This is a genomic window from Streptomyces sp. NPDC058274 (assembly GCF_042881375.1).
Lineage (GTDB): Bacteria > Actinomycetota > Actinomycetes > Streptomycetales > Streptomycetaceae > Streptomyces.
The window spans coordinates 402,671-415,264 of record NZ_JBHVXW010000004.1 but is presented as its reverse complement, the minus strand read 5'-3'; the positions used below and the strand labels follow the sequence as shown (position 1 = coordinate 415,264).

At 70.4% G+C, this 12,594-nt stretch carries 10 protein-coding genes and 1 tRNA gene; 6 read left to right on the top strand and 5 right to left on the bottom strand.

Annotated features, from left to right (window positions below):
* Positions 1 to 3 precede the first annotated feature (3 nt).
* The 3 genes from ACFVYF_RS11695 to ACFVYF_RS11685 all read left to right on the top strand — a co-directional run bounded on the left by ACFVYF_RS11695 (position 4) and on the right by ACFVYF_RS11685 (position 3,689).
* Positions 4 to 1,038 carry an SGNH/GDSL hydrolase family protein gene (locus ACFVYF_RS11695; RefSeq protein ID WP_389454520.1) on the top strand — a complete coding sequence of 345 codons (1,035 nt, stop codon included), beginning with the start codon at positions 4 to 6 and terminating at the stop codon, positions 1,036 to 1,038.
* Between the two features lie 352 nt (positions 1,039 to 1,390).
* Complete coding sequence (locus ACFVYF_RS11690) at positions 1,391 to 2,611, top strand: acetyl-CoA C-acetyltransferase (RefSeq protein ID WP_389454517.1); 1,221 nt, start codon at positions 1,391 to 1,393, stop codon at positions 2,609 to 2,611.
* A 295-nt stretch (positions 2,612 to 2,906) separates the two neighbouring features.
* Positions 2,907 to 3,689, top strand: a complete 783-nt coding sequence (locus ACFVYF_RS11685; protein WP_389454514.1) for a hypothetical protein — start codon at positions 2,907 to 2,909, stop codon at positions 3,687 to 3,689.
* A 91-nt stretch (positions 3,690 to 3,780) separates the two neighbouring features.
* On the opposite strand, the gene ACFVYF_RS11680 is transcribed toward ACFVYF_RS11685, so the two are convergent.
* Positions 3,781 to 4,092, bottom strand: coding sequence for a hypothetical protein (locus ACFVYF_RS11680; RefSeq protein WP_389454511.1), 312 nt, complete (start codon positions 4,090 to 4,092; stop codon positions 3,781 to 3,783).
* A 103-nt stretch (positions 4,093 to 4,195) separates the two neighbouring features.
* Here ACFVYF_RS11680 and ACFVYF_RS11675 point away from each other — a divergent pair, with 103 nt between their 5' ends.
* Complete coding sequence (locus ACFVYF_RS11675) at positions 4,196 to 4,426, top strand: DUF4287 domain-containing protein (protein WP_055612668.1); 231 nt, start codon at positions 4,196 to 4,198, stop codon at positions 4,424 to 4,426.
* Positions 4,427 to 4,538: 112 nt separating this feature from the next.
* On the opposite strand, the gene ACFVYF_RS11670 is transcribed toward ACFVYF_RS11675, so the two are convergent.
* The 3 genes from ACFVYF_RS11670 to ACFVYF_RS11660 form a co-directional block, all read right to left on the bottom strand.
* Complete coding sequence (locus ACFVYF_RS11670) at positions 4,539 to 5,426, bottom strand: Bax inhibitor-1/YccA family protein (protein ID WP_389454509.1); 888 nt, start codon at positions 5,424 to 5,426, stop codon at positions 4,539 to 4,541.
* Between the two features lie 192 nt (positions 5,427 to 5,618).
* Positions 5,619 to 6,794 (bottom strand): 4-hydroxybenzoate 3-monooxygenase, encoded by a 1,176-nt coding sequence (locus ACFVYF_RS11665; protein WP_389454506.1) that lies wholly within the window; start codon positions 6,792 to 6,794, stop codon positions 5,619 to 5,621.
* 195 nt (positions 6,795 to 6,989) lie between these two features.
* Positions 6,990 to 7,072 (bottom strand) — tRNA-Leu (locus ACFVYF_RS11660).
* A gap of 389 nt (positions 7,073 to 7,461) precedes the next feature.
* Between ACFVYF_RS11660 and ACFVYF_RS11655 the strand changes: the two genes are divergently transcribed.
* Positions 7,462 to 8,232 carry an ABC transporter ATP-binding protein gene (locus ACFVYF_RS11655; protein WP_383278055.1) on the top strand — a complete coding sequence of 257 codons (771 nt, stop codon included), beginning with the start codon at positions 7,462 to 7,464 and terminating at the stop codon, positions 8,230 to 8,232.
* Between the two features lie 138 nt (positions 8,233 to 8,370).
* Positions 8,371 to 10,899 carry an ABC transporter permease gene (locus ACFVYF_RS11650; RefSeq protein ID WP_389454503.1) on the top strand — a complete coding sequence of 843 codons (2,529 nt, stop codon included), beginning with the start codon at positions 8,371 to 8,373 and terminating at the stop codon, positions 10,897 to 10,899.
* A 74-nt stretch (positions 10,900 to 10,973) separates the two neighbouring features.
* On the opposite strand, the gene ACFVYF_RS11645 is transcribed toward ACFVYF_RS11650, so the two are convergent.
* The gene (locus ACFVYF_RS11645; protein WP_389454500.1) at positions 10,974 to 12,269 is read right to left on the bottom strand and encodes a class I SAM-dependent methyltransferase; all 1,296 of its coding nucleotides are present in this window, start codon (positions 12,267 to 12,269) and stop codon (positions 10,974 to 10,976) included.
* Positions 12,270 to 12,594 lie beyond the last annotated feature (325 nt).

The following is a 12,594-nucleotide window of genomic DNA, read 5'->3' as shown; positions in this document are numbered from 1 at the left end:
CGCATGTCGAGCTTGTCGAGGGCGAGGGTGGCCCGGCGCATCGCGGCGGGAGCGGCGTACGGCGGCGGCGGGATCGGGCTGGTGGGCGCGGCAGCGGTCGGTGTCGTGCTGGCCGAGGTGCAGCTGGCGAAACGCCATGTGGGAAACGGTCACAGTCATCCGCCGCGCGCGGACGGACTCTACGGGCACGCGTACGCCGGTCTCGACGAGACTCCGCTGCGGCTGGCCATGCTCGGTGACTCCACGGCCGCGGGGCAGGGGGTGCACCGGGCCCGCCAGACACCGGGGGCGCTGTTGGCCTCCGGGCTCGCCGCGGTGGCGGAACGCCCGGTGGAGCTGGTCAATGTGGCGCTGCCCGGGGCCCAGTCGGACGACCTGGACCGCCAGGTAGCGCTCGCCCTCGCGGACACCGGCCGAGTACCCGATATCTGCGTGATCATGGTGGGCGCGAACGATGTCACCCACCGGATGCCGCCGACCCGCTCCGTCCGCCATCTGTCCTCGGCGGTACGGCGGCTGCGGACCGCGGGTGCGGAGGTGGTCGTCGGCACCTGTCCCGACCTCGGCACCGTCGAGCAGGTCCAGCAGCCGCTGCGCTGGCTGGCCCGTCGCGCCTCCCGGCAGCTGGCCGCCGCCCAGACGATCGGCACGGTCGAGCAGGGCGGTCGTACGGTGTCGCTGGGCGACCTCCTCGGCCCCGAGTTCGAGGCGAACCCCCGGGAGCTGTTCGGGCCCGACAACTACCACCCCTCCGCTGAGGGGTACGCGACGGCCGCGATGGCGGTCCTTCCCACGGTGTGTGCCGCGCTCGGCCTCTGGCCGGCGGACGAGGAGCGGCCGGACGTCTCCCGCCGCGAGGGCTTCCTGCCGGTGGCCCGGGCCGCCGCGGAGGCCGCGTCCGAGCCCGGTACCGAGGTCACGGCCGCGATGCCCACGGGCCCGCGCGGCCCCTGGGCCCTCCTCAAGCGCCGCCGCCGCCGGCGCCTCCCCGCCACCGACCCGGCCGCTACGCCGGCCCCGTCCGCCCCGTCCACTTGACCCCCTGGGGGGCTCCGCCCCCAGACCCCCGCATCGGCCTGCACGGCCTCGTCCTCAATCGCCGGACGGGCTGAACCCCTTTCCCTCACCAGGCACCCATGAACTCGGGGAGTGATATTCAGCCCCTCCGGCGTTTGAGGAGCGGGGTCCGGGGCGGAGCCCCAGGTCGGGACGGGACCGGCGGAACCAGGTCAGGGGGCCAAGCCCGGACCCCGCTCAAGGCGCCCACGCCAGCGAAAAGCAAGCGCTTGGAAAGTGCGTCCCGAGTCACACGCCAATATCGGTGACCGAGCGGGTACGGCCGGGTAACTTCCAAGCAGCCGTGCACAACCCCCGTCCCACTGGAGCCGTGATGCCCGAAGCCGTGATCGTCTCAGCCGCCCGTTCCCCGATCGGCCGCGCCTTCAAGGGCTCCCTGAAGGACGTGCGCCCCGACGACCTGACCGCCACGATCATCCAGGCGGCCCTCGCCAAGGTCCCGGAGCTGGACCCGAAGGACATCGACGACCTGATGCTGGGCTGCGGCCTGCCCGGCGGCGAGCAGGGCTTCAACCTCGGCCGCATCGTCGCCGTACAGATGGGCATGGACCACCTCCCGGGCTGCACCATCACCCGCTACTGCTCCTCGTCGCTGCAGACGTCCCGCATGGCCCTGCACGCCATCAAGGCGGGCGAGGGCGACGTCTTCATCTCGGCCGGCGTCGAGGTGGTGTCCCGCAGCGTCAAGGGCAACAGCGACAGCCTCCCCGACACCCGCAACCCCCTCTTCGCGGAGGCGGAGGCCCGCACCCAGGCCGTCGCGCAGAGCGAGGGCGCGTCCTGGCACGACCCGCGCGAGGACGGCCTGCTCCCGGACGCGTACATCGCGATGGGCCAGACCGCGGAGAACCTCGCCCGCGTCAAGGGCGTCACCCGCCAGGACATGGACGAGTTCGGCGTCCGCTCGCAGAACCTCGCCGAGGAAGCCATCAAGAACGGCTTCTGGGAGCGGGAGATCACCCCGGTCACGACCCCCGACGGCACGGTCGTGAGCAAGGACGACGGCCCCCGCGCCGGCGTCACCCTCGAAGGCGTCCAGGGCCTCAAGCCGGTCTTCCGCCCCGACGGCCTGGTCACGGCGGGCAACTGCTGTCCGCTGAACGACGGCGCCGCCGCCCTCGTCATCATGAGCGACACCAAGGCCCGCGAGCTCGGCCTCACCCCGCTCGCCCGCATCGTCTCGACCGGTGTCACCGGCCTCTCCCCCGAGATCATGGGCCTCGGCCCGGTGGAGGCGTCCAAGCAGGCCCTGGGGCGCGCCGGCCTGACCGTCGACGACATCGACCTCTTCGAGATCAACGAGGCCTTCGCCGCCCAGGTGATCCCCTCCTACCGCGACCTGAACATCCCGCTGGAGAAGCTGAACGTGAACGGTGGCGCCATCGCCGTCGGCCACCCCTTCGGCATGACCGGCGCCCGCATCACCGGCACGCTCATCAACAGCCTCCAGTTCCACGACAAGCAGTTCGGCCTGGAGACGATGTGCGTCGGCGGCGGCCAGGGCATGGCCATGGTCATCGAGCGCCTCAGCTAGGACATCTCTAGTCCCGGATGGGTAACCGCAGTTGAACCCTCCGTGACCGAACCGGCCCGGAACCCCGGAAACTTCGGGGCTCTGGGCCGTTTTGTGATCCAATCTCCCCCAGGATGTGACCTATCTCCCTTCGGAGAGCGATTTACGCAGGTCAGAGCCGTTTCACGAGTAAACCCCGGGCCCAAAGTCCTGTCCTATTCGTGACGTTACGCACTGACAGCTGGTTAGTCCGCCCTTCAAGCTGATGTAGGAAGTCGGGGGTCGACTTTGAACCGGGAGTACGTCAGTGAGCGCCATGCCGATTGCTTTGCTGCTCACCACAGCCGCCACCGCGGCTGTGGGCGTCGCCGTTCTGCGCACCCTGCGGGGTCTGCGCCGGCAGGTCGCAGCCCTGCACACCGAGCTCGCCGAGAACCGCGCCTCCGCCGCGCGCGGACTCGTGCCCGCCGCCCGCTCCACCACCGACGCCGAGGAGATACGGTCCGCGGTGGCCGAGGCGCTCGCCGAGGAGCGTGAGCGGGAGCTCGCCGAGGCGCGGGCCTTCTGGGCCGCCCAGGAGGCGCGTGACGCCTCTGACGCGCCTTCGCTGCTCGGCCTGCCCGACAGCGAGCTGTTCCTGCCGCGTCAGTCGGACTTCGTGGGTCTGGAGCACCTGGAGCCGGTGACCGAGCCGGGCCTGGACGCCGACGACTTCACCGGTGAGTCCCCGGAGCTGGCCGCGGCCCGCCGCCGCCACCCCTCGCACCCCGACTTCGTCCCGGTCCAGTCACCCGTCGTGAACGACCATGAGCGCACGGTGGCTTGCCTCGAAGAGCTCGCCGAGTCCCGGACCGAACTGGCCGACGTCCGCCCGGGCCCGCTCGGCACCCTTGACGTCTACGTGTTCGCGGACGGTACGACGCTGTGCATGACCCCGGGCCACCGGGAGACCGCGGAGCAGCTGGCCGCGGCCCTGCAGGCGGGCCACACCCCCGTGCTGCTGGGCGGCTCCGGCGTCTCGGGCGCCTACGCCCTGACCTTCGCGTGCGGCGAGGAGAACGTGTACATCCTCGCGGACCGCGTCATAGCGTCTCTGTAGGCCGCCGTAGGTCCCCGTAAGGGACCGTAGGTGCTGCGGGAACGCCCGCGCTCACTCCGTACCCCCGGCAACGCATCCGCGCCGGAGTCGATCAGACTCCGGCGCGTTTCTGTGCCTCCGCCACGAGTGTCACGGCTTCTGCCAGCTCGTCCTCGTCTTTCAGTGCGAGCGCCAAATCGTGCCCGGCGACCGTGATTTGGTCGGCGGCCGCGAACATGCCCGCGTCGGGCATCTCCCGGGGGGTGCCGTAGGGGTCCTCCAGACGCTGGGCACGCAGTGCCAACTCCCTGGCCAGACCCAGTGCCTCGGTGGCCGCTCCCCGTTGCAGCCGGCTCTGCGACGCGGCCCGCAGTCGGTCGGCGAAATGGTCCACGGCTCGGGTCAGCGGCGTCGTATCAAGCACGCCGCGAGACTACGCGCCGCAGCAGGACTGTTGCCAACACCCCAACCCTCAGGCACCGTGGCGTGAAGGATCGGCTTACATCCCATTGCGTCCGGAGGCGCCGATGTCCCAAGTCTTCTCTGAGGAGACCCATCGCAATCTGCTCGCCCGCATCCCCCACTGCACCGGTCGTGAGATCTCCGACTGGCTTCGCACCGTCGACGACGGCCCCGCTCTCTTCCGCTTCGAGGAGAAGGTCAGCTGGCTCCGCGCCGAGCACAATCTCGCGTACGGCCACGCCAAAGCGATCATTCACGAGTACGACCTGAGGAGGGCCGCGCGCAAACTGCTCTGAGCGCGCACCACCGAGATGACATCGGATCCGACGACGAAGGGCCCGCGAACCAGTGGTTCGCGGGCCCTTCGGACTACCTGTGCACCCTGCGGGCGCGTGTGCCGGACGGGCGCTAGTCGCTGCTGCTGAAGATGGCGGCCAGCCGCAGCATCTCGACGTAGATCCACACGAGGGTCATGGTCAGGCCGAACGCGGCCAGCCAGGCCTCGTCGCGGGGTGCGCCGTACGCGATGCCGTCCTCGATCTGCTTGAAGTCGAGGGTCAGGAAGAACGCGCCGAGGATGATCGCGATGATGCCGACGATCGCACCGAGCGGGCCCATGCTGCGCAGTCCGCCGCCGTCGGCGACACCGAAGACGACCAGCAGCAGGTTGACCGCCATGGCCAGGACGAAGGCGATGGCGATGGCCATGCCGATGCGCGCGTACCGCGCGGTCACCCGGATCCAGCCCGCCTTGTAGACGAGCAGGGTGGCACCGGAGACCGCCATGGTGCCCAGGACCGCCTGGAAGGGCGCGCCGGACCACCTGCTGTTGTACATCTCGCTGATGACCCCGAGGAAGACACCCTCGAAGGCCGCGTAGCCGATGATCAGCGCGGGCGAGGCCTTGCGCTTGAAGGACTGCACGATCGCCAGCACGAAGGCCACGAGGGCGGAGCCGATGGCCAGCCCGTAGCTCGTCGACGACACCGGCAGCAGCGCCCAGGCGAGGATCGCGCCGACGGCGACGGTACCCAGCGTCATGGACGTGCGCATGACGACGTCGTCCATCGTCATACGGCCGGTGGTGACCGGTGCCTGCGGCGGGACGCCGGGGCCGTACTGGTCCTGCTGCGCGTAAGGGTTCTGCGCGTAGGGGTTGCCGCCGCCCTGCTGGGCGTACGGGTTGCCCTGCGTGCCGACTGCTGCTCCCCCGGCCTGCGGCGCGGTGTTGAAGCCCGCGTAGCCGTTGTCGCGGCTGAACCCCCGTCGCGAGAAGACCGGGTTGCTGCTCCTCATTTCACTCCTCCATGGCCACCCTGCGTGGCCTTGGCTCAAGAGTAATAGGTAGGCAAAGGAATGACCCTACTGCTTGGGGAGGATCTTTCCCTTCTGCTGCCAAGGTACGCGGCCGCCCCCTGCCCGGCGAGCACTGGTACTAAGCCGTGACAAGGGCGCTCCGGGGTACCCCGGCACCCTCCTGTTGCCCGCTCAGTCCAGCGGAAACCCCGTGTAGGCGTCCGCGAGGTCCGTCTCGGCCGCGCGCGACGTGGCGACCCGCTCCAGACGGGCCAGCTGCAGCCGGTCCTCGAACGGGGTCGCGTCGGGGGCGCGGTGCAGCAGCGTCGTCATGTCGTACGAGAACCGCTCGGCCTGCCAGACGCGGCGCAGGCAGGTCTCCGAGTACGCGTCGAGCCGCTGGGCCGATCCGGTGTCCCGGAGGTCGGCCAGGGCGCGGGCGAAGGTGACGACGTCGCCGACCGCGAGGTTCAGGCCCTTCGCTCCGGTGGGCGGCACGATGTGCGCGGCGTCCCCGGCGAGGAAGAGCCGGCCGTGCCGCATCGGCTCGTGGACGTAACTGCGCATCGGGGTCACGGACTTGGCGGTGATGGGGCCGCGCCGGAGGCGCCAGTCGTCGGCGGTCTCGAAGCGCCGCTCCAATTCGTCCCAGATCTCCTCGTCGCCCCATGCCTCGGCGTCGGTGCCCTCGGGGACCTGGAGGTAGAGGCGGGAGACGACCGGCGAGCGCATGCTGAGCAGCGCGAAACCGCGGTCGTGGCGGGCGTAGACGAGTTCGTCGTGCGAGGGGGCGACGTCGGCGAGGATGCCCAGCCATCCGAAGGGGTACGTCCGCTCGAAGACGCGGGAGAGCTCGGCCGGGACCGCCCGGCGGGCGACGCCCCAGGAGCCGTCGCAGCCGACCACGTAGTCGCACTCCAGCACGTCCTCGCGGCCCTCGTACCGGAAGCGCACCCGCGGCCGCTCGCTCGCGGCGTCCTCCACGGCGAGCGCCTCGGCCTCGAAGAGCAGCGGGCCGCCCTCCTTGAGCTGGAGCGCGATGAGGTCCTTGCACACCTCGGTCTGCGCGTACACCATCACGGAGCTGCCGCCGGTCAGGGCGGGGAAGTCGACGCGGTGGCGCCTGCGGTCGAAGCGCAGCTCGATGCCGTCGTGCCGCAGGCCCTCCCGGTCCATGCGCTCCCCGGCCCCGGCCGCGCGCAGCACGTCGACGGTGCCCTGCTCCAGGATTCCGGCGCGCTGCCGGTGCTCCACGTAGGCGCGGTCGCGGCTCTCCAGGACCACGGAGTCGATCCCCGCGTTGTGCAGCAGCCGCGCCAGCAGCAGTCCGGCCGGTCCGGCCCCGATGATCCCGACGGTGGTACGCATCGAAACGCCCCTTGTTCCTGAGCCCCGCTCGGCCTTGTTCGCTGTCGTTCGTCCAGTGAAGTTTCTTTCACTGAACACTCCGAGTGTCGGACGACCCTGGCCGACTGTCAATGGGGGCGATCAGCGCGTCTACGCTGTCTCGGAACACGACCCTTGCGCCCATAGCGGTGGTTTCGTCCGCGTGATGGTCGGAGGTGCCCGGAACCGGACTTGAACCGGTACGCCCGCGAGGGGCAGCGAGGTTTAAGCTCGCCGTGTCTGCATTCCACCATCCGGGCAGGCCATGGGCTCCGCATCGAGGTTCCGAGCCTATCGGGGACCATCCCCCGAACGGTCAAAGAGTGACCCGATGTTGTCTTATTTTATTGACGTCTGAGGGTGCATCAGCACTGGGTACGGGCCATCCGCACTTGCCAATAGCCTTTCTGGTCGCCGAACGCCGCGCACACGGAATGACGGAATTTCACCGCCCGGACGTGAACGTTCACCACGCGCGAGGCTGATCGCCCCTCAGGGGTGGCCGTCATCCCCAGGTATGACACAACCGCCCCCGGTCCGCCCCGAGTCTGCCCCGGGAACCGGAACAACGGCTGACTACACGGCGCCGTACGGCCGTGAGGATGGGTGACGTCCCAGAACGTCGTCGTCCCGACAGGAGCACCCTCCCGTGACCACCACTCCCCTCGCCGGCCGGACCACCGCGGTGGCCGCCCGCGCCACGGAACTGTCGAAGGTCTACGGACAGGGCGAGACCCAGGTGGTCGCCCTGGACCGGGTGACCGTCGACTTCCGGCAGGCCGAGTTCACCGCGATCATGGGTCCGTCGGGGTCGGGCAAGTCCACGCTGATGCACTGCGTGGCCGGCCTGGACACCTTCTCCTCCGGCTCCGTGCGCATCGGTGAGACCGAGCTCGGGTCCCTCAAGGACAAGCAGCTCACCAAGCTCCGCCGGGACAAGATCGGCTTCATCTTCCAGGCGTTCAACCTGCTGCCGACGCTGACCGCGCTGGAGAACATCACGCTTCCCATGGACATCGCGGGCCGCAAGCCGGACAAGCAGTGGCTGGACACCGTGATCGGGATGGTGGGGCTCGCCGACCGGCTCGGCCACCGTCCCTCCGAGCTCTCCGGCGGCCAGCAGCAGCGGGTCGCCGTGGCCCGCGCGCTCGCCTCCCGGCCCGACATCATCTTCGGCGACGAGCCCACCGGAAACCTGGACTCCCGGTCCGGCGCGGAGGTCCTGGGCTTCCTGCGCAACTCCGTCCGGGAGCTGGGGCAGACCGTCGTCATGGTCACCCACGACCCGGTGGCCGCCGCCTACGCCGACCGCGTCGTCTTCCTCGCCGACGGACGCATCGTCGACGAGGTGTACGAGCCCACCGCCGACGCGGTCCTGGACCGGATGAAGCAGTTCGACGCCAAGGGCCGTACGAGCTGAGGCGCCCGGCGCCCCCTCCCTCCGTACCCGCCGCCCGGCGCCCCTCCCTCCGCACACACCGCCCGGCGCGCCTTCCCTCCGACACACGCCCGGCCGCGGCGGACACGAGCCTCTACTCTCCCTGGACTGAGAAAACCCATGTTCCGTACCGCCTTGCGCAATGTCTTTGCGCACAAGGCCAGGCTGCTGATGACCGTGCTCGCCGTGATGCTCGGCGTGGCGTTCGTGTCCGGCACGCTGGTCTTCACCAACACCATCTCGGACGCCTACCAGAAGAGCTCCGCCAAGGGCTTCGACCAGGTCGACGTCGCCATCCAGCCCGAGGGCCGGCAGGACGAGGGCGACACGATCGGCAAGGAGCCGAAGCTCACCCAGGCCCTGCTGGCCAAGGCCGCCGAGGTGCCCGGCGCCGAGTCCGCCGTCGGGGTCGTGAACGGCTTCACCGCCATCGCCGACAAGAACGGCAAGCTGATCGGCGGCGGCTTCCAGTCGCAGGGCGGCAACTACTGGGGCGACAAGGACCCGCGCTATCCGCTGACGAGCGGTCACGCGCCCCAGGGCAGGAACGAGGTGGCCGTCGACTCGGAGACCGCACGGCGGGCCGGTTACAAGGTCGGCGACACCGTACGGCTCTCCGTCGACGGACCGGTCCTGAAGCCCGTCATCACCGGCATCTTCACCACCGACGACGGCAACGTCGCCGCCGGCGGCAGCCTCGCCCTCTTCGACACGGCGACCGCGCAGCAGCTCTTCGGTTCGGCGGGCGAGTACGACGAGATCGACGTGAAGGCCGCGGCCGGCACCACCCAGACCGCACTGCGGGGCGCGCTCGACGAGGTCGTGCCGAAGGACGTCGCCTCCACCACCACGGGCAAGCAGCTCGCCGACGACCAGGCCACGCGGATCTCCGAGGCGATGAGCGGGATGAAGACCGGCCTGCTGGTCTTCGCCGGCATCGCGCTCTTCGTCGGCACGTTCATCATCGCCAACACCTTCACCATGCTGGTCGCCCAGCGCACCAGGGAACTGGCGCTGCTGCGCGCCGTCGGCGCCTCCCGCCGGCAGGTCACGCGCTCGGTGCTGCTCGAGGCGTTCGTGGTCGGCACGGTCGCGGCCGTCACCGGTCTGGCCGCGGGCATCGGCATCGGCGCCGGAATGCGCGCCCTGATGGGCACGTTCGACGCCACCGTCCCGGACGGTCCGCTGGTCGTCTCGCCGGGCACCATCGCCACCGCGCTGCTCGTCGGCGTCCTGATCACCATGCTGGCCGCCTGGCTGCCGGGCCGCCGCGCCGCGAAGATCCCGCCGGTCGCCGCGATGAGCAGCGTGCACGCCAAGGCGACCACCAAGTCCCTCGTCGTACGCAACACCCTCGGCGCGCTCTTCTCTGCGGCCGGTGTCGCCGTGGTCCTCTACGCCACCACCATGGACGGCTCCGACGGCCAGGCCCCGATGGGCCTCGGCGCGGTGCTGCTCATCATCGGCGTCTTCATCCTGACGCCCCTGCTGTCGCGCCCGCTCATCGCCTCCGCGGCGCCGGTGCTGCGCGCCTTCGGTGTCTCCGGCAAGCTCGCCCGCCAGAACTCGGTGCGCAATCCGCGCCGTACCGCCGCCACCGCCTCGGCGCTGATGATCGGGCTCACCCTGATCACCGGCATGACGGTGATGGCGGGCAGTCTGCAGTCGGCGATCGACAAGATGGCCAGCTCCGCCGTCAAGGCGGACTACGTGGTGTCGATGGCGAACGGCAACATGCTCTCCCCGGCCGTCGAGAAGAAGCTCGCCGCCACCGACGGGGTCACCGCCACCAGTCCGCTGCGCGACGCGCCCGCGCGCATCGACGGCGAGACCGAGTACCTGACGGGTGTGAACGGCGGGTCCATCACCTCCCTCACCGACCTGACCCTCGACGAGGGCGCCTTCAAGGTCGGCGGCAGCCGGGTGGTCGTGGACGACGACACGGCGAAGTCCCACGGCTGGAAGACCGGTTCGCGCTTCACGGTCTCGTACGAGGACGGCAAGAAGCAGGAGCTGAGCATCGCCGGTGTCTACCGGAGCACCGAGATCATGCGCGGCATCATGCTCGACAACGCGGTCCTCTCGCCGCACCAGAGCGACCCGCAGGACATGCAGGTCATGCTCAAGACGTCCGGCGGCGCCTCCGGCCAGGCCAAGGACAGGCTGGAGAAGGCCCTCGGCAACAACCCGGCCATCAAGGTGCAGGACAAGAAGGACATCTCCAACGACATCGCGCAGATGTTCACCCTGATGCTGAACATGCTCTACGGCCTGCTGGCGATGGCGGTCATCGTCGCCGTCCTCGGCGTCATCAACACGCTCGCCATGTCGGTCTTCGAGCGCTCGCAGGAGATCGGGATGCTCCGCGCGATCGGCCTGGACCGCAAGGGCATCAAGCGGATGGTCCGGCTGGAGTCCCTGGTGATCTCGCTCTTCGGCGGGGTGCTGGGCATCGGCCTGGGCGTCTTCTTCGGCTGGGCAGCAGGTGAGCTGCTGGGCACCAGGATGGCGACGTACGAACTCGTCGTGCCCTGGGGCCGGATGGCCGTCTTCCTGCTGCTGGCCGCGACGGTCGGTGTGCTGGCCGCGCTGTGGCCGGCCCGCCGGGCGGCCCGCCTGAACATGCTGGCGGCGATCAAGTCGGAGTAGCGGTGCACGGCAGGGGGCCCCGTCCGGATGCCGGGCGGGGCCCCTTGTCTGTTCCGTTCCTCTGTTCCGTGCCCCTACGTCCCGGGGTTCCAGGTGCGGGCGCGCAGCGGCAGGCCGGACGTGCCGGGCTCGGGTGTCCGGACCGCCAGTACCTGGTTGACGCCGATGCGGTTGCGCTCGAAGGCGAGGGCGCTGGCGGCCATGTAGAGGCGCCAGACACGGGCGCGGCCGGGGCTGGTGAGCCGTATGGCCCGCACCCACTGTGCCTCCAGGTTGGCGACCCAGCGGCGCAGAGTGAGCGCGTAGTGCTCGCGGAGGGCCTCGACGTCGCGCACCTCGAAACCGGCCCGCTCCAGCTGCATCACGGTGGTGCCGAGGGGCGCGAGCTCACCGTCCGGGAAGACGTACGCGTCGATGAACTCGTCGACGCTGTACGCCGATTCGTCCATCTGCGGGCGACGGGCGATCTGGTGGTTGAGCAGCCGGCCGCCCGGCTTCAGCAGGGCGTGCAGCACCCGGGCGTACTCCAGATAGCGGTCGGCTCCGACGTGCTCGGCCATGCCGATGGAGGAGATGGCGTCGTACGGCCCGTCGGTGACGTCCCGGTAGTCCTGCACCCGGATCTCGACCCGGTCGGTCAGCCCCTCGTCCGCGACCCGCTTACGGGCGTACGCGGCCTGTTCCTGCGACAGGGTGACGCCGACGACGAAGACGCCGTACTCACGGGCCGCGTGGATGGCCATCGAGCCCCAGCCGCAGCCGACGTCCAGCAGCCGCAGACCCGGTTTCAGGGCCAGCTTGCGGCAGACGAGGTCGAGCTTGTCGCGCTGGGCCTCCTCCAGGGTGCCGGCCTCCTCCCAGTAGGCGCAGGAGTACACCATGGACGGGCCGAGGACGATCTCGTAGAAGTCGTTGCCCACGTCGTAGTGGTGGCTGATGGCGCGTCTGTCGCTGCGCTTGGTGTGCAGATGACGGCGTCTGCGGACCTCCTCGCGGGGCGGGGCGGGCGGCAGCGGGGGGCCGCCCATCCGGACGAGCCCGCGTACCGCGGCCCGTACGCCCGGGTCCCGCAGGGCCTCACGCAGCCCCTTGGCGCCCTCGCCGCGCTCCCATACGAGCCCGGCCATCACCTCCAGCGCGGCGTACAGGTCCCCCTCCACCCCGAGGTCCCCGGCGACCCAGGCCCGGGCGAGCCCCAACTCGCCCGGTTTCCAGAGCAGTCGGCGCAGGGCCCTGCGGTTCCTGAGCACCAGCGCGGGGGCGCCCGGGGGCCCTGCCTCCGAGCCGTCCCAGGCACGAATACGCACCGGGACGGGAGTCCCCAGCAACTGCTCGAAAAGGCTCTTCAGCCGCAGCGCGGCGTCGGGCATGGCCACACCTCCGTGACAACAGATCCCGGAACGTCCAACACCACGTAAACACCAACCGCCCCCGCGCGCAGTCCCCCTTCCGCGTTACGGCTGAGCAAAATACCTGTAGATGCCATGCGCTTGGCGCCCCGGGACCCCTGGACCAAGAGGGCCCGGGGCCCCCCGGAAACGCCGAAGAGGCCCCCCGCACCACGGATGGCGGGAGGCCCCTTCGGGGCGTTCAGTGACCGGCGGCCAGGAGACCGGCGGTCGGGCGACCGATGGTCAGTGACCGGCAGTCAGGCGACCGGCGGTCAGTGACCGGCAGTCCGGCGACCGGCGGTCA